The sequence below is a fragment of the Streptomyces sp. NPDC034037 genome, from assembly GCF_055575715.1.
Genome location: NZ_JBVISC010000002.1, coordinates 509,924 through 529,645 on the forward strand (window position 1 = coordinate 509,924; position 19,722 = coordinate 529,645).

16 protein-coding genes are annotated in these 19,722 nt (G+C 72.0%); 7 read left to right on the forward strand and 9 right to left on the reverse strand.

The genetic code is table 11. The features are described from left to right. Window positions 1-489 precede the first annotated feature (489 nt). The 3 genes from ACZ516_RS07905 to ACZ516_RS07915 form a co-directional block, all read right to left on the reverse strand. Window positions 490-1,842: a serine hydrolase domain-containing protein gene (locus ACZ516_RS07905; protein ID WP_469009097.1), complete on the reverse strand. Its 1,353-nt coding sequence runs from the start codon at window positions 1,840-1,842 to the stop codon at window positions 490-492. Between the two features lie 101 nt (window positions 1,843-1,943). Next, complete coding sequence (locus ACZ516_RS07910; protein ID WP_358580986.1) at window positions 1,944-3,152, reverse strand: cytochrome P450; 1,209 nt, start codon at window positions 3,150-3,152, stop codon at window positions 1,944-1,946. 1,093 nt (window positions 3,153-4,245) lie between these two features. Beyond that, window positions 4,246-5,403 (reverse strand): FAD-dependent monooxygenase, encoded by a 1,158-nt coding sequence (locus ACZ516_RS07915; RefSeq protein ID WP_469009098.1) that lies wholly within the window; start codon window positions 5,401-5,403, stop codon window positions 4,246-4,248. Window positions 5,404-5,476: 73 nt separating this feature from the next. On the opposite strand from ACZ516_RS07915, the gene ACZ516_RS07920 reads away from it, so the two are divergent. The 6 genes from ACZ516_RS07920 (at window position 5,477) to ACZ516_RS07945 (ending at window position 9,932) form a co-directional block, all read left to right on the forward strand. After that, window positions 5,477-6,100: a TetR/AcrR family transcriptional regulator gene (locus ACZ516_RS07920; RefSeq protein ID WP_469009100.1), complete on the forward strand. Its 624-nt coding sequence runs from the start codon at window positions 5,477-5,479 to the stop codon at window positions 6,098-6,100. Between the two features lie 163 nt (window positions 6,101-6,263). Beyond that, a complete protein-coding gene (locus ACZ516_RS07925; RefSeq protein WP_358580978.1) occupies window positions 6,264-7,049 on the forward strand; it encodes a ferritin-like domain-containing protein in 786 nt (261 codons plus the stop codon). Then, a complete protein-coding gene (locus ACZ516_RS07930; RefSeq protein ID WP_361080419.1) occupies window positions 7,046-7,870 on the forward strand; it encodes a ferritin-like domain-containing protein in 825 nt (274 codons plus the stop codon). The genes ACZ516_RS07925 and ACZ516_RS07930 overlap by 4 nt, the downstream gene beginning before the upstream one ends. 77 nt (window positions 7,871-7,947) lie before the next feature. Next, on the forward strand, window positions 7,948-8,370 hold the full coding sequence (locus ACZ516_RS07935) for a cupredoxin domain-containing protein (protein WP_361080421.1): 423 nt from the start codon (window positions 7,948-7,950) through the stop codon (window positions 8,368-8,370). A 59-nt stretch (window positions 8,371-8,429) separates the two neighbouring features. Next, a complete protein-coding gene (locus tag ACZ516_RS07940; protein ID WP_469009102.1) occupies window positions 8,430-8,882 on the forward strand; it encodes a hypothetical protein in 453 nt (150 codons plus the stop codon). A 30-nt stretch (window positions 8,883-8,912) separates the two neighbouring features. After that, entirely contained in the window at window positions 8,913-9,932 is a 1,020-nt protein-coding gene (locus ACZ516_RS07945; protein WP_469009104.1) for a LacI family DNA-binding transcriptional regulator, read from the forward strand. Between the two features lie 15 nt (window positions 9,933-9,947). On the opposite strand, the gene ACZ516_RS07950 is transcribed toward ACZ516_RS07945, so the two are convergent. The 4 genes from ACZ516_RS07950 to ACZ516_RS07965 are packed head-to-tail and all read right to left on the reverse strand — an operon-like array spanning window position 9,948 to window position 14,539. Further along, window positions 9,948-11,303, reverse strand: coding sequence for a GH1 family beta-glucosidase (locus ACZ516_RS07950; RefSeq protein WP_469009105.1), 1,356 nt, complete (start codon window positions 11,301-11,303; stop codon window positions 9,948-9,950). Between the two features lie 41 nt (window positions 11,304-11,344). Continuing rightward, the gene (locus tag ACZ516_RS07955; RefSeq protein ID WP_469009618.1) at window positions 11,345-12,184 is read right to left on the reverse strand and encodes a carbohydrate ABC transporter permease; all 840 of its coding nucleotides are present in this window, start codon (window positions 12,182-12,184) and stop codon (window positions 11,345-11,347) included. 28 nt (window positions 12,185-12,212) lie between these two features. Continuing rightward, on the reverse strand, window positions 12,213-13,208 hold the full coding sequence (locus ACZ516_RS07960; protein WP_361080429.1) for a carbohydrate ABC transporter permease: 996 nt from the start codon (window positions 13,206-13,208) through the stop codon (window positions 12,213-12,215). Between the two features lie 14 nt (window positions 13,209-13,222). After that, entirely contained in the window at window positions 13,223-14,539 is a 1,317-nt protein-coding gene (locus ACZ516_RS07965; RefSeq protein ID WP_361080431.1) for an ABC transporter substrate-binding protein, read from the reverse strand. Window positions 14,540-14,721: 182 nt separating this feature from the next. On the opposite strand from ACZ516_RS07965, the gene ACZ516_RS07970 reads away from it, so the two are divergent. Next, entirely contained in the window at window positions 14,722-16,044 is a 1,323-nt protein-coding gene (locus tag ACZ516_RS07970; protein WP_358580960.1) for an ROK family protein, read from the forward strand. Window positions 16,045-16,102: 58 nt separating this feature from the next. On the opposite strand, the gene ACZ516_RS07975 is transcribed toward ACZ516_RS07970, so the two are convergent. Further along, a complete protein-coding gene (locus ACZ516_RS07975) occupies window positions 16,103-18,532 on the reverse strand; it encodes a beta-glucosidase (protein WP_469009107.1) in 2,430 nt (809 codons plus the stop codon). Window positions 18,533-18,577: 45 nt separating this feature from the next. Next, window positions 18,578-19,678, reverse strand: a complete 1,101-nt coding sequence (locus ACZ516_RS07980; protein ID WP_361080437.1) for a DUF1996 domain-containing protein — start codon at window positions 19,676-19,678, stop codon at window positions 18,578-18,580. Window positions 19,679-19,722: the final 44 nt, after the last annotated feature.

Consider the following 19,722-nt stretch of genomic DNA (forward strand, 5'->3'; position numbering starts at 1 on the left):
GCCGAGCGGACGGACCGGCCCCGCCTGGTGGGCGGAGCACTGGACCGGACGTGACACACCGGGTGTGTGCGGCGGTGCGACGGAACGGGGTGGTGACCTGGTGCGGGTGCGGACGGAATGCGGCGGGGTGGTGCGGCAGCCGACGGGCATGGGCCGGTGACGGAGCCCTGGCGTGGCCCCGACGGACGACTCACCGGCCCCGGTGGGGGGCCGGGGCGTCCGGCGACTGCACCCTGAGCGCACGGGGTCTGTCAGTGCCCCGGCCCGGTGGCCGAACCGCCGAGCCCGGTGAGGCGTGGCCCCGACGGACGACTCATCGGTCCCCGTGGTGGTGTCCGTGGTCCAGCGACGGCGCCCTGCCCATCCGGACCGGCCACGCCGAACCGCCGCCACCGGAACCGGTGCCGTACGCCACGGCGGCCCCGCGCACCGGCCTCCGGACGGCGGACACCGGCCCGCCGACCGGCCCCTAGGGGACCGGAACCGGTCTCAGCCGTCGATGACGCGGCGCGCGGTGCGCCCGGATATCTGTACCCGGTCGATCGTTCCGGTGGCCGGATCCCGGTGGAACCGGCCACCGGGTTCGATGCGGCCGGTGGCCGGATCGCGCAGATCGCAGGACAGGTCGGCGTAGCAGACCAGCGGAAGGCGCAGGTCCCCGTCGATGGACAGGGCCGGCGCACCGTCCGGCCCGGGCGCGACGCGGTAGGTCGTGGCGCCGTTGCGGTAGGTCCCCGCGCAGTCGGGCAGGCCGACGGGGAGGCCCCGGTCCGCGGTGAGCGTCTTGGCGGGCACCCGGATGCCGGTGAGAGCGGCCAGGTCGTCGACGAGCTCGTGCCACAGCGCGGTGGCGCCCCCGGCATTGCCCGTGAAGGCCACCACGACGCCGCTCTCCGGCTCGGCCCGCAGATGGCAGGAGGTGCCCTGGGCGTTGCCGTCGTGGCCGCACCACATGCGGCCGTCCCGCTGGTACAGGGCGAGTCCGGCGCTCCAGCCGTCGGCGAGCGTGCCCGGGTCGGCGGCGGTCTCGGCCCGGCGCATCTCCTTGGCGACGGCGGGCGGCAGCAGATCGGAGCGGCCGGTCAGCGCGTTGCCGAACACGGCCAGGTCCAGGGCGCTCGCGAGCAGCGCGCCGGCCGGCGCCTCCAGCGGGGCCAGGTTCTGCCGGGCGGCGACGGCCTGCCCGGTGGCGGTGTTGACGGCGTGTCCCGCGGCGACCGGACGCTGGGGCGCGGTGTCGGAGACGAACGCGGGCAGGACACCGAGGGGTTCGAGCAGCAGCACCCGTACGGCCTCGGGCCACGGCATGCCGGTGACTCTCTCCACGAGCCGTCCGGCGGCGACGTAGCCGGCGTTGGAGTAGGAGAAGTCGCTCCCGGGTGTGAACAGCAGGTCGTCGGCGGTGCAGACGGCCGCCAGGTAGCGCGCGGGAGTGGTCGCGGCGGCGGTGTCCGAGTCGGGGCCGGTGGGCAGACCCCCGGTGTGGCTGAGGAGTTGACGAGGCGTCACCTCGGGTATGCCGGCCAGTTCGGGCAGGTGGTCGGCGGCCGGCTCGTCGAGGTCGAGGTCGCCGTCGTCGGCCAGGAGCATGACGAGCGCGGCGGTGAACGGCTTGGTCAGCGAGCCCAGCGGAACGGCGGTGTCCGCGGTGAAGGGACTGCCGGTGGTGACGTCGGCGGTGCCGGTGTGCACGGCGACCACGTCGCTGCCGGTGTCCAGGACCAGTTGGGCGCCGGGCACCCGGTGGGCGCGGGCCAGGTCGTCAAGACGTTCCTGCAGTTCACGGCTTAAGGAGGACGGTGCCCCGAGGGCGACCGGAGCGGTGGGGATGGTGTACGGCATGAGAAGAGGACTCCCGTTGGGTGGGTCTCATGTGCGGGTGTGCCGATCCGGCCCGGGAAACGAGCGGTGCGGGCCGACCGGGGCGCTGCGGGCGCCGGCGACTACGGTCTGCCGACCTCTACGGGCAGATGTCGTACGCCGATGATGACGGCCGGGTTCTGGTAGACGATGTCCTCGTAGGAGGGGATCACCAGTTTGCGGAATCGTTCATGCAACATGTGAAGAGCGATCCGCGCTTCCAGCCGGGCCAGGGGGGCGCCGAAACAGAAGTGGATGCCGTGCCCGAAGGTCAAGTGGGGGTTGGGGCTTCGGGTCGCGTCGAAGACGTCGGGGAGGGGGAAGCGGGCGGGGTCCCGGTTGGCGACGCCGAGATGGGCCATCAGCATGGTGTCGGCCGGGATCTCGTGGCCGCCGAGGACCACGGGCCGGGTGACCCTGCGGCCCAGTTCGGGGAAGGGCGGCAGCCAGCGCAGGACCTCTTCGACGGCGGTGGGGATGCGCGTGGGGTCGGCGCGCAGCGCGGCATCCGTGTCGGGGTCGCCGTCGAAGGTGACGATGGCGTTGCCCAGCAGCGCGGTCGTGGTGATGTGCCCGGCCACGAGCAGCAGGGCCACGAAGCCGACCATCTCCTGGTCGCCGAGGCGGACTCCGTCCACTTCGGCGGCTATGAGTCTGCTGGTGAGGTCGTCGCCGGGGGCGGCGCGGCGGGCGCGGATGTGCTCCAGCATGTAGCCGTTCATCTCGCGCACGGTGGGGGCGATGGCCTCCAGCGCCCGCTCCAGGTCGGCCATGTCGGGCGCCTCGCCGAGCTGGTCGCCGCCGAACAGGACACTCGCCCACTCCTGGAACAGCCGGTGCTCTTCCGCGGGGATGCCGAGGAGTTCGGCGATCACGATGATCGGCAACGGGTAGGCCAGCGCGTCGACCAGGTCGAACCGGTCGCGGTCGGCTACGGCGTCGAGGAGACGGGCGCAGACGGCCTCGATGCGGGGTTCGAGCCCTTGGACGACACGCGGGGTGAACGCCTGGCTCACCAGGGTGCGGAGTTTGCGGTGTTCCGGCGGGTCCATGCCGACGAAGTTGCCCTGGGTGAAGGTCTCGAAGTCGGACTGGGTGGGCGCGAGGGTGGAGAGCTCCGAGGAGTACGTCGCCGGGTCGGCGAGGACGGCGGAGACACTCTCGTGGTCGAGCACCTGCCAGACGCGCTGGGTCTCGTCGTACCGCACCGGCCCGGTCGCGCGTAAGCCCCGCCAGCGGTCGGGTAACTCCTCCAAGAGGGGTCGCTCGCCGGTCGGTTGCTTGCTGATCACCTTGTCTCCCTTGCTGGCGGCTGGCGCGTGCGGGCACGGTGGAGTCACGCGCACAGGGCTGGGGTGGGCCGGGCCGGCCAGGATGGGGCGGGCCCGGGCACGACTGTGTCCATGCCGCCCGGCCCGGGACCTGAACCCGGGCGAGGACGGCACGTGCCCCGCGGGGCTCTCGTGCGGCGGGACAGTCGATCGGCGTCAGTCGCGACGCCGAGGTCGACACCGGGGTGGGCTGCCGGACCTCAACACATGCGGTACGGGATGTCGTGACGGCAGCGCCGGTCACGGCCTCGCAGTCGGCCCAGTCGTGCGGCGCGCCAACCCGACATAACCCCATCCCCCTCGGCGATACCTCCCGCGCACCGGATGCGCGGGACCCTCCCTGCTCCTGGACGGCCAGTGGCCCCCCAGGCCCGGCCGTGCGAAACGGATGTGAGAGTACGCAATCGCAGCGCGTGTCGTGCCACGATTGGCATGATGCGCCCCTCGGAACACCTTCGTTTCGATGGAACTCGGCCACAGTCTTCACGGCGAGTCACCTGCAAGCAACCCCCCGAGGTTGAACGGAGAGTGCCCTGCCGGTGCTTTTGCGTCACCACTCGGCCACTTCGGCCGGTCGACCACACTTCGAGGCCCGACCGTCGAAAGTCGCACCGCTGCGGGTGCCCAGGCAGCTCAACGGCAAACCGGACCGTGCGGAAAAGAACGCGGCCAGGGTGCGGACGGGCACGTCGAACGCCACTGGGCGTGGCCGGATGGATGCCCCGTCCCGCCGTCGGCAAATCGGCCGAGAACCCCCCTGATCTGGGGTGATGATTGAGTCAGCGGACACATCGGGCCCCACCGTCGGGACGACGGCGCGACACGCGGTGGATTTACGCGATCCGTCACCGACACGCCCCGCTCGACCACTCGCCACCGCCGCCCGGCCCCCCCACTTCACAAGCGGACGGACCCCTACCGCACTCCCACCGCAAAGATTCGGCCAATTGGCATGTGTCCGAACAACCGTCCGCCGATACATCGAACGCACATTTGAGAGTCGCACACGTTCTTCTTTCGACCATCCGGTGCGAGGTGGCGGCGGCGAGCCGGATCAGCTCAGCGGCGGCGGGGTCCAGGCGTGGTGACGCAGGATCATCTGGAGGGCGACCCGGGACGGCGTCAGTCGCATCGCCGTGTTCCGCAGGGTGACGGCCAGCGGGTGGGACAGTTGCTGCCCCATTCTCCCGGCCTGCCGGGCGGCCACCGCGACGGCCTGGCTCCGCGGCCGGCGCTCGGCGTCGTAGCGGGCGAGCGCGGCCTCGACGGTGGTCTCGGCGTCGAGGGCGGCGCCGAGGGTGACCGCGTCCTCCAGGGCCTGGCAGGCGCCCTGTCCCAGGTTGGGGGTCATCGCATGGGCCGCGTCGCCGAGCAGCGCGATCCGGCCGACCACGTAGGAAGGCAGGGGCGTGCGGAGTTCGTTCACGTCGTGGTGCAACACCGCCTCGGGGCGTGTCGCGTCGAGCAGCGCGGGGATCGGGGCGTGCCAGGCGTGGAATCGTCGGCGCAGTTCGCTCAGCGGGTCGGCGAACCGCGTACCGGCGGGGAGGCTGAGGACGGCGTGCCACTCGGCCCTCCCGTCCAGGAGGGCGATGTGTCCGAACTCCGCGCCCCGGCCCCAGGTCAGTTCGAAGTCGGTGTGCAGGTCGACCGCGTGCTCGGTGATCGCCCGCAGCACCGTCGAGCCGCTGTGGACCGGGCCGGGGTGCTCCGGGAAGAGTCGGCCGCGGACCGTGCTGCCGATGCCGTCGGCCGCCACCACGAGATCGGCCTCCAGGACCGTGGTGCCGCAGCCGACGTGAACCGTCTCCGGGCCGACTTGCTCGACCGTCGCCGCCTCGGCGCCGATCGCCAACGCCCCGGCGGGCAGTGCCCCGCGCAGCAGTCGGTGCAAGGTGGAACGGGGGATGCCCATGATCGGCGCGCCCACCGCCTTCTCCAGTGCCGAGCCGTCCATCCGGGCCAGCCAGCGCCCCCGGGGCGTGCGGGTGCCGCCGCTGTACTGGCCTCGCGACGCGTCCCGAACCGCCCCGCCGACCCCGAGTTCGTCCAGGGCCCGCAGGCCGTTGGCGGCCAAGGAAATGCCCGCCCCCGCGTCCTCGGGCAGGGACGAACGCTCAAGGACCGTCACGTCCCAGCCGATGCGGTGCAGGCCGATCGCGGCGGCCAGTCCGCCGATTCCCCCTCCGACCACCACTGCCGTGTTACTCATGGCGGAACCTCCTTCTTCTACATCTGTAGAAGCGGACTCTATCCCCGAGCCTCTACGGGTGTAGAAAGGGGTCATGGCTTCGGATCGGCGCACCCTTCTCGCAGACGCGGCTCTCGACGTCCTGGCCGAGGAAGGGATGCGCGGTCTGACCCACCGTGCGGTCGACCGCAGAGCGGCCATGCCGCCCGGCACCACCTCGGCCTACTTCCGCACCCGCGCCGCTCTGCTGACCGCACTCGTCGTCCGCCTGGTCCAGCTCGACCAGGCGGAACTGGAGACGACGGCCGCCGGGCTTGCGCCCCTGCGTACCGCCGAGGACCTGGTGGACGCCATGGTGGCGCTCACCCGACAGCGACTCACCGGCGAGGGCCGCCGGCGCTCGCTCGCCCGCCACGCGTGCGCCGTCGAAAGCGTGCGCGACAAAGAGCTGCGCGAGATCCTCCTGCCCCGGGAGAACGCCGGGCGCGAGGCCGTCCGGCTGTTCCTCGTCGAGCACGGCGCAGCCGACGTCGAGAACCGCACGCACACTCTGCTGACCTGCGTCGACGGGCTCGTCTTCGACCGACTGGTGAACGGCGGCGACGTACCGCGCGAAGACCTCGAAGGACTGGTCGCCGCCGCGCTGCGTCCGGCCGGCCAAGCCCTCGCTCAAGAGGTGGTCCGCAGGCGGCCGCTCGGCCGAGGTGTGAAGCCGTAACCGGCTCGCCCCACGAGCGGGGGTGCGCCGAGCGTCGGAGAAGACTCCGTTCGGGTGCCCGGGCGGGCCATTGGGCCGTATTAGGCGGGCTTCCGTCCGCTCCGTCCTCAACTCTGGGGGGCGATGCCCGCGCCGTCCGGCGTGGCCGAGGAGATGGGACGCGATGGCTACAGACCACATCGACACCGGACTGCTGAAAGAACTGACCGAGCAGTCGCAGGACCTGAACAGCGACGCGTTGCGGGTGACGCATGCTTCCCTGGCCGATTTCGAGGAGGCCGCGGAGCCCGCGGACCGGCGCTGGTGGCAGCGCCGCGCCACCGCCCTGGGGGCGGCGGGAGCAGTGACATGGCTGGGGGCCGGCCGCGCGGCGGCCGCTTCCCGCAACGACATCATGGCGCTGCAGACCGCCGCGTCGCTGGAGAACCTGGCGGTGAGCGTCTACGAGACCGCCGCCGGGCTGCCCTTCATCAAGAACGGCAACAAGACGGTGCGGGCGTTCATCGAGAAGACGACCGCGCAGCACACCGCGCACGGCAAGGCGTTCAACGCCGCCGCGCGCAAGGCGGGCGGCAAGGCGCAGAACGGTCCGGACCCCAAGTACGCCGCCATCGTCAAGAAGCGGCTGCCGTCGATCAAGACCTCCGCGGACGTGGTCAAACTGGCCATCACGCTGGAGGACGTGGCCGCGCAGACCTACACCAAGAACATCGGCCAGGTCGAGGACAAGAACCTGCGGCAGCTGTTCGCCTCCGTGGCCCCCGTAGAGGCACAGCACCGGGCGACGCTGCTGGCCGTGCAGGCGCTGCTGGCCGGGGACCTGCCCGACCTCATCGCGATCCCCACCGATGTCGCCAAGCTCCCCGCCGCCGCGGGCAAGGTCGGCTTCCCCGACGCCTTCTACCCCACCAAGGACGCCTCGCCGGTCAGTGAAGGGGCCGTGAAATGACCACGAGCAAGCGCGGCTCCTGGGAGCTGCCGATCAGCGAGAGCGAACTGGCCCGTCTCACCAAGGAGATGGACCAGGCCCACCAGGAGACCCTGCCCGTCATGGCCGCGTCCGCCCGCGACCTCACGCAGGAGATCCACGACCTGCGCGCCGCGGAACCCGACACCGGCCCGCGGCAGCGCGTGCACGTCGCGCGCCGCCGGTTCCTGATCGGGGCCGGCGCGTCCGCCGCCGCGATGGCGCTGGCCGCCTGCGGCGGCGACTCCGACGGAAGCACCGGCACCCCCTCGAAGTCGCCGTCGGGCAGCGGCGGCACCTACACCGGAGACCTGAAGGTGGTCGCCCTGGCGGCCGCTCTGGAGAACCAGGCCGTCGGCGCCTACCAGACCGCTCTCAAGGCGGCCAAGGACGGCAAACTGGGCAAGGTGCCCCCGGTGTTCGCGACGTTCGCGCAGACCGCGATGGACCAGCACAAGGACCACGCCGACGCGTGGAACGCGATCCTGGCCTCCGCGGACAAACCGAAGATCACCGGGACCCCGCTGTCCAACCACGACGACGTCACCAAAGCGCTCGGCAAGGTCAAGGACGTCCCCGGCGTGGCCAGACTCGCCCTCAAGCTGGAGGACCAGGCCACCCAGACGTATGTGTTCGCGGCGTCCAACGTCAAGAGCAAGGGCGGGATCGAGACCGCCGCGACCATCGCCCCGGTCGAGGCCATGCACTCGGCGATCCTGCACTACGTGCTCGGCCAGTACCCCGTGCCCGACGACTTCATCGGCACCGACAAGGCCGCCGGCCCCAGCCTGCTGACCGTCTGATCCGTCCCGGGGGCCAGGGGCGGTGACGCCCGCGCCTGGCCCCGGGACCGGCACGCCACGAACCCCACGGAGAAACGATGCCCCTGCGCCCCCGCAGACCGCACACGGCCATCACCGCCGCCGTCGCACTCCTGTGCATGCTGACGACCGTCGCGGGATGCTCGGACGGCGAAGACTCCGACTCCTCCTCGCCGCCCTCCACCTCCGCGTCGTCGTCCGGGCGTTCCGCCTCGCCGTCGGGCGGCAAGGGCGCCAAGATCACGATCAAGGACTTCGCGTTCGAACCCGCCGACCTGACCGTCGCCCCGGGTACGAAGGTCACCGTCGTCAACGAGGACTCGGCCCCCCACACGGTGACGGCCGGCGGCGACAAGCCGTTCGACACCGGCAGCATCGCCGCGGGCAAGCGGGCCACCTTCACCGCGCCGTCCCGGGCGGGGAAGTACGCGTACATCTGCACCATCCACCAGTACATGAAGGGCTCGCTCACGGTCCGCTGACCCCGGACGCCCGCACACCTCCACCGCCCGTACCCAGCTCGGGCCGGGAAGGGAGACGCATGTCCTTCGAACCCCCGCCGTCCGGCCGCCCGGAACACCGGCTGCTCCGGGGCGCGGCCCGTGTCCTGGCCGCCGCCGGGCTCGCGGTGGACGCCTACGTGCACGCGCACCTGGCGGACCGGTACGACGCCGTCACGGACACCATCAGCCAGGGCACCCTCTTCCGGATCGAAGCCGCTCTGGCGGCACTCGCCGCCCTGCTCGTCCTGGTGTGGCGCCGCCGGCCGGCCGACGCCTTCGCCTGGCTGGTCGCCGCGGGAGGACTGGCCGCCCTGCTCCTCTACCAGTACGTCGACGTGGGGGCCATCGGACCGCTCCCCAACATGTACGAGCCCGTCTGGTCCGGCGACAAGAAGCTCACCGCGGTCGCCCAAGCCGTCACCGTCGTGTGCGCCACGCTGCTCCTCGCCCTGTCCCTCGGCCGGCGCCGGCGCCGACGCCGATTCGAGTGAAACCGTCTCGCCCGGCGCTAGAGTTCCCGTATGAACAGGCGGGCCCCGACGCTGGAGGACGTGGCGCGGGAGGCGGGGGTCTCCCGCGCGACCGTGTCGCGGGTCGTGAACGGCGTGCGCAACGTCGATCCCGGCATCCAGGACCTGGTGCGCCACGCGATCGAACGGACGGGCTACGCGCCGAACCGCGCCGCCAGGGCCCTGGTCACCCGGCGCTCCGGCACCGTGGCCCTCGTCATCTCCGGCGCGGGTGACGCCTTCGCCGGCCGCGTGTTCACCGACCCGTTCTTCGGCCGCGTCGTCAGCGGAGTCCTGGGGTTTCTGCGGGCGCGCGCGATGCAACCGGTGCTGCTGTTCGCCGAGTCGGAGGCGGCCAGGGAGCAGGTGGTGGACTACGTGCGGCAGGGCAGCGCGGACGGGGCGCTGGTGGTGTCGGTGCAACCGGACGACCCCCTGCCGCACATGCTCCTCGCCGCCCGCGTGCCCACCGTGCTGTTCGCGCGTCCCGCCGGAGACGCGCCGGTCGCCCACGTCGATCTGAACCATCACGCGGGAGGACGTCTGGCCGCGGAGCACCTCCTGGCCCGTGGCTGCCGCCGTACCGCGGTGATCAGTGCTCCGTCCGATCTCCCGGCCGGGCGGGAGCGCCTCGCCGGATTCCGCGACGCCCTGGCGCGCGCGGGCCACGACGGCCCTTCCGTCGTCGAGGGCGCCTTCACCCTCAACAGCGGCGCCACGGCCATGACCTGGCTGCTCCGGGAGCGACCCGACGTGGACGGCGTGTTCGCGGCCAACGACCTGATGGCGCAGGGCGCCTGCCAGGTCCTGCGCGAACAGGGCAGGCGCATACCGCAGGACGTCGCCGTCGTCGGGTTCGACGACTCGAGCGTCGCCGTGACGTGTCGGCCGCCGTTGACCACCGTGCGCCAGCCCGTGGAGGACATGGCCGCGGCGATGGCCGGGCTGCTGGGCGAGCTGACGCACGGCCCCGGTACCACGCCGCGCGCGCTCGTCTTCGAACCGGAACTGGTCGTGCGCGAGTCCGCCTGACGCGGTGTCGTGCGGTCAGGCGTGGGACTCCCGGTGGGCCCGGATGATCTCCGCGTACCGCAGGCCGCTCGTCTTGAGGGTCCGGGCCTGGGTGGCGTAGTCGACGTGGACGAGGCCGAACCGCTTGTCGTAGCCGTAGGCCCACTCGAAGTTGTCGAGCAGGGACCAGGCGTAGTAGCCGGCCAGCGGCACGCCCTTGCGGATCGCCCGGGCGCACGCGCCCACGTGCTCCTCCAGGTAGCGGGCCCGGTCGGGGTCGTGGACGGTGCCGTCGGGCGCGACGGTGTCCGGGAACGCCGAGCCGTTCTCGGTGACGTACAGCTCGCGCACCCCGTAGTCGTCGGTCAGGCGCAGCAGCAGGGCTTCCAGGGCGCCGCCGTCGATCTGCCAGTCCATGCCGGTGCGCGGCACGTCGGGCAGCCGGACCTCGCGGGCGTACGGGACGGGGCCCTCGGGGTCGTCGGTGACGGTCGCCGGGAAGTAGTAGTTGAGGCCGTGCCAGTCGAGCGGGGCGGCGATCGTCTCCAGGTCCCCGGGGCGCTCCGGCAGGGGCACGCCGTACAGCTCGCGCATGTCGGCGGGGAATCCCCGGCCGTGGACGGGGTCGAGCCACCAGCGGTTGGTGTGGCCGTCCATGCGGGTGGCGGCCGCGACGTCCTGGGGGCGGGTGGAGGCGGCCTCGACGGTGGAGTGGTTGGTGACCAGGCCGATCCGCGCGCCGGGGGCCGCCGCGCGGACCGCGTGGGTGGCCAGGCCGTGGGCGAGCAGCAGGTGGTACGAGGCGCGCACGGCGGCGGTCAGGTCGCTCAGGCCGGGTGCCATCCGGCCTTCCAGGTGTCCGATCCAGCCGGAGCACAGGGGTTCGTTCAGGGTGGCCCACCGGGTGACGCGGTCGCCGAGCCGGCCGGCCATGACGGAGGCGTACTCGGCGAGGTGTTCGGCGGTGTCCCGTACGGTCCAGCCGCCGCGGTCCTGGAGGGCCTGGGGCAGGTCCCAGTGGTAGAGGGTGACGTTGGGGGTGATGCCGGCGTCGAGAAGGGCGTCGACGAGGCGGTCGTAGAAGTCGAGTCCGGCCGGGTTGACCGGCCCGTCGCCCGCGGGCATGACGCGGGGCCAGGCGATGGACATGCGGTAGGCGTCGGTGCCGAGCCGCTTCATCAGGGCGATGTCCTCGGGCCAGCGGTGGTAGTGGTCGCAGGCCACGTCGCCGTGGTCGCCGCCGTCGACCTTGCCCGGGGTGTGGGAGAACGTGTCCCAGATCGACGGCGCCCTGCCGTCCTCGGCGACGGCGCCCTCGATCTGGTAGGCGGAGGTGGCCGTGCCCCAGGTGAAGTCGGCGGGGAAGGCGGCGAGGTCAAGCGGTTCGGACACGGAGGGCCTCTCTGAGGGGGGCGACGGTGGTGCCCCGACGGTTACTTGACGGCGCCCGCGGTGAGGCCGGCGACGAGGTAGCGCTGGAGGAGGAGGAAGCCGGCGACGACGGGCAGGCTGACGACGAGTGAGGCGGCCATGACCTGGTTCCAGTACACCTCGTTCTGGGTGGAGTAGCCCTGGAGGCCGACGGCGAGGGTGCGGGTGGTGTCGTTGGTCATGACCGAGGCGAAGAGCACCTCTCCCCAGGCGGTCATGAAGGCGTAGACGGTGACCGCGACGATGCCGGGGATCGCGGCGGGCACGATGATCCGGAACAGCGCGCCGAGCGCCCCGCAGCCGTCCACCTTGGCCGCCTCGTCGAGGTCTTTGGGCACCGAGTCGAAGTAGCCGATCAGCATCCAGATGGAGAAGGGCAACGAGAAGGTGAGGTAGGTGAGGATCAGGCCGGCGCGGGAACCGAACAGGGCGATGCCGGTGGCGTTGCCGATGTTGACGTAGATGAGGAACAGCGGCAGCAGGAACAGGATGCCGGGGAACATCTGGGTCGACAGCACGGTCACCGTGAAGACGCGTTTGCCGCGGAAGGAGTAGCGGCTGACCGCGTAGGCCGCGAACACGGCGACGGTGACGGAGCAGACGGTGGCCGCGCCCGCCACGATCAGCGAGTTCATGAAGTAGTCGGCCAGCGGGACCGTTTCCCAGATGTCGAAGTACGGGCGGACGGTGAGGCCCGAGGGGACCCACGCGAACTTCCCGGAGACGTCCTCGAGCGGCTTCAGCGAACTGGAGACCATCACGTACACCGGCAGCAGCACGAAGCCGGTGAGGAGGGTCAGGAAGATCCTGCGGCTCCACAGGAAGGACGGCGGGGCGGCCATCGGGGAGCGGGGCCGCCGGGCGGTGGGGCTAGGCATCGGTGGCCTTCCTTCCGCGGGAGGTGAACCAGAGGTGCAGGCCCGTCACGAGGAGCAGGAAGAGCAGCAGCAGGACCGACATCGCGGAGCCCGTCCCGAAGTTCCAGGTCTGGAACGAGGACTGGTAGATGTGGATGGAGATCAGGTCCGCGGCCTCGGGCGCCGCCTTGCCGAACAGGACGAAGGGGGTGTTGAAGTCGTTGAACGTCCACAGGAACAGCACCAGGACGAGGACCTGGTTGACCGGGCGCAGCGCCGGCAAGGTGATGCGGCGGATCTGCTGCCGGACGCCCGCGCCGTCGAGCGCGGCGGCCTCGTAGATCTCCCGGGGTATGTTCTGCAGCCCGGCCATGAGGATGAGGAAGGCGAAGGGCCAGCCCTTCCACACCGAGACGACGAGCAGCGCGATGAAGCTGTTGTCGCCGATCAGCCAGAAGGGGGCGCTGTCGGTGAGCCCGAGCTGGTCGTGCAGGACGTGGTTCACCAGCCCGTTGTCCCGCTGGAACATGAACGCCCAGGTGATGACGGCGGCGTAGACGGGCAGCGCGTACGGCACCAGGAAGACGGTGCGCAGTACGCCCCGGCCGCGGAACGACTCCTGCATGAAGATCGCCGCCGCCACTCCCAGCAGCCAGCACAGGCCGACCGACAGGACGGTGAACAGGCAGGTGGTGAGGAAGGACTTCAGCAGCGCCTCGCCGACGGGGGCGTCGAAGTCGACCGTCAGGGCGTAGTTGTCGAGGCCGGCCCAGGGCGCGGTGCCCCAGTCGCGGAGGTAGAACTGGGTCAGCTCCTTGAAGCTGACGACGATGCCGATCACCATCGGCACGAGGTGGACCAGCAGTTCGAGCAGCAGGGCGGGGAACAGCAGCAGGTACGGCAGGGCGATGCCGCGCAGCCGCCCGGGGCGGCGCCCGCGCGGTGCCTTGCCCGGGTCGTTCTTCCCTGCCGTCCGCTCGCCTGTGCTCAGGGCAGCGGTGGTGGTCATGGCGGTGTCCGCGCTCACTTCTTCGGCATCTGCTGCTGGGCCTTTTCGAGCTTCGCCCTGACGGATGCCGTCGTGACCGGGCGGCCCGCGGCGGCGTCGGCGAAGAGTTCCTTGACGGCGGTGCCGACGACGGTCTCGAACTGTGATTCCTCGGGGACCTGCGGGAGCGCGGCGGCGCTGGTGGCGAGGGTCTCGCGGAGCACGGTGAGGGCCGGGTCGTCGAAGGCCCGGTCTTGCTGGGCGGCCTTGACGGGCGGGATGGAGCCGTACGCCTTGTTGAGGGTGATCTGCTCCTCGTCGCTGGTCATGAACTTCACGAACTTCTTGGCGCCGTCCAGGTTCTTGGTGTTCTTGAAGACGGCCATGTTGATGCCGGCGACCATGGAGTTGGTGGCCCGGTCCGTGCCGGGCTCGCCGGATCGCACCGGGGCGGGGGCGACGCCCCACTCGTCCTGGTCCATGCCCTGCGCCTTGAAGGTGGCCGACGCGGTCTGCCAGAGCACCATGGCCGTCTTGTCCTTGGCGAAGTCGCTCAGGGACTGGTTCTTCGCGTACTCGGCGTTGCCCGGCGCGATGATCTTCTCGTCGGCCATGAGGTCGACGTACTGCTTGACCGCCGCCACGGCGCCGGCGGAGGTGAAGTCGGCCTTGCCGTCGGGGGTGAAGAAGTCCGCGCCGTGCTGCTTGGCGAGGACGAAGACCTGGTGGATGTTGGAGGAGAGGTTGGAGCCCTCGGCGCCGAGGGCCCACTTGCCGTCCTTGGAGAGCCTCTTCCCAATCTCGGCCATCTCCTCCCAGGTGGCAGGGGGCTTGTCGACACCGGCCTCGGCGAACATCTTCTTGTTGTAGTAGAGCGCGTAGGCCATGGAGTACAGGGGTACGGCGGCCGGGTCCTGGCCGTGGGCGCCGGTGGAGTCGAGCGCGGACCGCACGAAGCGGTCCTTGCCGCCGATGGCCTCGAAGTTCTTCGCGTCCCAGGGCAGCAGGGCGCCACTGGACTGGAGCGAGGCGCTCCAGGTGTTGCCGATGTTGAGCACGTCGGGGCCCTGACCGGAGGTGGTCGCCGTGAGGATGCGGTTGAGGAGGTCGGCCCAGGGCACCACCTCCAGCTTCACCTCGATGCCCGTGCGCTTCTCGAACTTGTCGAGTTCCGGTTGGAGGACCTTCTTGTCGACCTCCAGGTTCGCGCCCTGGTTGGAGGCCCAGTAGGTGAGGGTCCGCGGCTTCTCGTTGGAGCCTTCCGTGCCGGCGGACCCCCCGCCGCAGGCCGCCGCGGTGAGGGTGAGGGAGAGGGTGACGGCGCCGACGGCTGCGGCTCTGATTCTGCGCATGACTCCAGAGGCCTTCCGGGAAGTGACGGGGTCGCCCGCGGAGGGGGGTGGGAGCGGCGCCCCGCGTTCCCGAAGCCCCCCACGGCTTAATTTAGGATGTGAGTTAAACCTCAAGCGAAGGTCGCGTCAAGGGCTCCTCCACATGTAAGTTGCGGTGACGACTTCGGAACGAGGGGGGCAGGGTGAAGATGCGCAGTGGCCGTACAGTGCGTGACCTGCGGCGGGAGAACCGCAGCGCGGTATTGCAGCGGTTGTACTTCGACGGGCCGCTCAGCCGGTTCTCGCTGGGGCCGGTCACCGGGCTGAGTTCGGGGTCGGTGAGCAACGTGGTCTCCGAACTGGTCGCCGAGGGACTGGTCGAGGAGGCCGGCAGCGTCGACTCGGCCGGCGGCCGTCCCCGCACGCTGCTGCGGGTCAGCGCCCGGAGCGGTCACATGATCGGCGTCGACATCGGCGAGACCCGGGTGCGGATCGAACTCTTCGACCTCGCCCTCACCGAACTGGCCCGGGTCGAAAGGCCGCTGGAGACCGACGGGCCGCGCCGCCTCGACCGCTACGACGTCGACGTCGTCGTGCGCCATCTGCGCGAGGGCATCCCCCAGGTGCTGGAGGACGCCGGCGTCGCGGCGGGGCGGCTGCTCGGCGTCGGGATCGGGGTGCCGGGCATCGTCGCCAGGACCGCGGAGGACGGCGCCGTCGTGCACGGCCAGACGATCGGCTGGGACGCCGTTCCCCTGGAGCGGTTGCTGCGCGAGTCCCGGATCCTGCCCGAGACCGTGCCGTTCTACATCGCCAACGGCGCCCGGACACTGGGCCAGGCGGAGATGTGGTTCGGCGCCGGCCGGGGCGCGCAGAGCGCGGCGGTGGTGCTCTTCGGTTCCGGCGTCGGCGCCTGTGTCGTCGGGGAGGACATGGGGCCGGGCCGTGCCGTGGAGTGGGGGCACCTGACGGTGCGGGTGCGCGGGCGCCGGTGCCGTTGCGGCGCGCGCGGCTGCCTGGAGGCGTACGCGGGCGCGGAGGCCCTGCTGGAGCGCTGGGCGGAGGCGGGCGGGCAGCCGCCCGCGGGCGCGGACGAGGAGAGCGCGCTCACCGCGATGCTCGCCGCCGCCTACCCGGAGACCGACGAGAAGGGGGACGGCCCGGAGCCCGACGCCACGGCCCTGGCCGTCCTGGAGGAGACCGCCGAGTACCTCGGAGCCGGGTTCTCCGACCTGATCAACCTCTTCCAGCCCGAACGCATCCTGGTCGGCGGCTGGGCCGGACTGCAGCTCGGCCGGCGCTTCCTGGACTCGGTGACGGCGTACGCCACCTCGTACGCCCTGAGCTACCCCGCCGCCCGCGTCCGCATCGACCTCGGCACGTTGGGACCGGACGCCGTCACCGTGGGGGCCGCGATCCTGCCGCTCGCCGACTTCTTCGAGCGCGGCGGCCGGCCGGAGGCGGCGGAACCGGTGGAACCGGATCCGGCGTGGCGGACCGCCCTGCGGGAGCGCTCGGTGCAGTGAGCGGCGCCGGGTCCGTGCGGCGTTTCCGGCGAACTCGCCGGCCGGACCGGCCCGCCCGTCACGGGGCGCCGACCGTGACGCTCCCCTCCCACCGCGTGTCACCCGCCGACCTGCCCACCATGAGCCGGTAGCGGCCCGGCTCCGTGGTCCAGCCGTCCGCCCGCGACCAGTGCCGCAAGGCGCGCGGGCCCACCACCACCTCCGCGCGCGCCGTCCTGCCCGCTTCCGCCCGGACAGCCGCGTGACCGGCGAACCAGCGCACGGGACGCTCCACCGCCGAGTCGGGGCGTGCCAGGTAGACCTGTACGACCTCGCGCCCGGCGCGGGCGCCGGTGTTGCGCACCGTCACCCGGACGGTGAACGGCTCGCCCACCGCGACGTGCGCGGGAGCCCGCACCTCCTCGTACTCCCACGTCGTGTAGCCCAGTCCGTGGCCGAACCAGTAGGCGGGCTCGCGTCCCGACCGCAGCCACCCCCGGTATCCGATGTGCAGGCCCTCGGTGTAGTCGAGCCGGCCGTCGACCGGCCGGGTCCGCGTGACGGGCGCGTCCGCCAGGGACGCCGCCCACGTGGTGGGGAGCCGGCCGCCGGGCTCGACGCGGCCGAACAGGACGTCCGCCAGCCCCGCGCCGGCCTCCTGTCCCGGGAACCACGTGAGCAGCACGGCGCCCGCCTCCTCCCGCCAGGGCAGCTCGACGGGGCCACCGCTGTTGACGACCACGACCGTGCGGGGATTGGCGGCCGCGACAGCGCGGACCAGTTCGTCCTGCTGCTCGCCGAGCGAGAGTCCGGCGCGGTCGTGCCCTTCGGTCTCGCTGTGCCCGGTGGTGCCGACGACCACGATCGCGGCGTCGGCGTCCCGGGCCGCCCGCACCGCGTTCTCCAGCGCGGTCGCCGGGTCCGGCTCGGGCGGCGCCGCGCTCACGACGGTGGCGCGACCCCGGCCGGGCACCAGTTCGCGCCGTGCCACGACGTGCACGGGCCGCTCGGTGGCCAGCGTCAACCGCGCCGTCCGCACGGGCGGATTGACGTGGACGACGGCCGGGTCGTCCGTGTCGCCGGGGAACTCCCCGTCCAGGAGCGGGCGGCCGTCGACGGTGAGCGTCAGATGGCCGAAACCCCCGACACCGAACGTCCACTCCCCCGCCGGACGGGGGCGCAGCACCGCGCTGATCTCCACCGTGTGCGCGCCCGGGGGCAGGTCCGGCTCCAACTGCCGTCCCGAGAGGCGATGGTGGGCGGACAGCTCTCGCCCCGCCGCGTCCAGCACCCGCAGGAGTACGCCGGGAGACCCCGAGCGCGGGTCGAGGCACCGGTCGGTGTCGAGGGGGTCGGGCGGGGCGTCCGGTGCCGGCCCGGGTGCGTGCACGACCCGGGCCCGGCCCCGCAGTCGGGCCCGGACGGCGGCCAGTGGAGTGACCACGTCGGAGCAGAAGACGCCCGCGCTGCCGCCGCCCTGGACGCGCGGGTTCGCTGCGTGCGCCCCGATGACCGCGACGGTGGACAGCTCGGCGGGGTCGAGCGGCAGGACGGCGCTGTTGCGCAGCAGGACCGAACCGGCGCCGACCGCGCGCCGCAGCAGCGCCCGGGTGTCGCGGGCCGCGCTCGCAGGCACCCGGCGCGGACGATATGGTTCCAGGGCGCCCACGCGGCCGGCGAGCCGGAGCAGCCGCCGCACCTTCTCGTCGACGGCCTCCTCGGTGACCCGGCCGTCCCGCACCGCCCGCACCAGGGAGGCGCCCCAGGGGCTGTCCGGCCCCGGCATCGCCAGGTCGAGGGCGGCGCGGCCGGTGTCCTCGGTGGTGCGCACGGCCGCCCAGTCGGAGACGGCGACCCCGTCGAACCCCCACGCGCCTTTGAGGGGTTCGGCCAGGAGGGGGCTGGCCGTCATGGTGGTGCCGCCGACGGTGTTGTAGCCCGCCATGACCAGCCACACCCCGGCCTCGACGGCCACCTCGAAGGGGACGAGGTACACCTCTCTGAGGGTGCGTTCGGACGCCCGGACGTCGACGGTCAGCCGGTCGGTCTCACCGTCGTTGGCGACGTAGTGCTTGGCGGTGGCCGCCACCCCGAGTGCCTGGATGCCCCGGATCAGCGCGGCCCCGGTGCGGCCGGTCAGTTCCGGGTCCTCGGAGAAGCACTCGAAGTGGCGGCCGCCCAGCGGGCTCCGGTGGAGGTTGAGGGTGGGGGCGAGCACCACGTCGACGCCCTTGCGGGCGGCCTCCCGGGCGAGCAGGCGGCCGAGCCGCTCGACGAGGTCTTCGTCCCACATCGCGCCCAGCGCGCAGGCGCAGGGCAGCAGCGCCGACGTGTGCCGCTCGTCCCACGCCTCGCCGCGCACTCCCGCGGGCCCGTCCGAGGTCACCATCTCCCGCAGGCCGATAGCGGCCTCGCCGGCGGTGCGCCAGGTCGTCACGCCGGTGAGCAGGCGCACTTTCTGTTCGAGGCTCAGCTTGTCGAGGAGCCGATCCAGTGCCTCGTCGTCCATTCCCTCCCCCCTCCCCCTCTCACGCCTCCGTGCCGGACCTGTCGGTCAGGGCAGCCGGTGATCCGCGTTCAGCACCGCGCCGCGCTCCGGGTGGTTCTGGTCGTAACCGCGCGTGTCGCACTGGAGGCCGCCCACGACGCAGTGGTCGACCAGCGCCTTGAGGGTCCGCTCCTCCCAGGCGTTGAAGAAGTCGTAGTGGAAGGAGTAGCCGCGGCCGCTGGCCAGGCGGACCTCGCTCATGTCGCCGTTGACCGGGAAAGCCATCTTGAACTCGATCATCGGCAGGGCGACCGGGTGGGAGGCCGGGCACATGTTGTCGTTGGTGCCGGGCTTGACGACCGGGTAGGCCATGTGGCTCTTGTGGTCGGGGGTGTCGAGGTACTTGCCGTTCCAGCAACTGGGCGCCTGGAAGCGGATGTTGAGCTGGACGTCGGGCCGGCTCGGACAACTCGCCGGGAAGTCGACGTTGAAGAAGCTGTCACCGCATTCCCAGCCCTCCACGAAGCCCTTGTGGCCTCGGAACTCCTGGGCGCTCTGCAGGGGGTCGCCGACGACGAACCGCAGCCCCTTGGGGAAGGGCCGCACGCTGGTGTAGTCCGTGACACCGGCCTTGTAGTAGATGACCTGCGGGCCGACGGGCAGGATCTTCTTGTCGCCCTTGTACAGGGACGGCATCCAGTACGCGGAGGCGTCGGCCGGCGCCTTGCAGGTGGTGCTGCCTCCGTAGAGGCTCGTCGTCGTGCTGCCCGCGTTGGTCGTCGTGTTGCCCATGAAGGTGTGGTCGTGGGACTTGCCCGGCTGGCCCGGGTAGACGATCGGATCGTCCGGCGCGGTGTGGCTGACGGCGCAGTTGGCCTGGAACTCCTTGTGGTAGCGCGGCGGCGGGGTGGCATCGGACGGGGTCACGCCGGTGACCTGCGGGACGGCCGGTATGTAGCCGTCGCCGTCGGGGTCGTCGCCGGACGCCTGGGTCGAGGCCGCCCTGGTGTGCCCGGAGTGACCGGCGGCCGAGGCGTGCGAGGCAGCGCGGGTGCCGCTGGGACCGGACGTGGGATCGGACGCCGTGGCCACGGTGCCGATGCCTAGCGTGCTTGCGAGGAGTGCGCTGCCGAGCAGCAGCGCGGGAAGTCTGGAACGCCGTCTCATGGGGGGCCTCCTGCCCGCTTGCGGTGCTGAGTGGGGGGATGGTG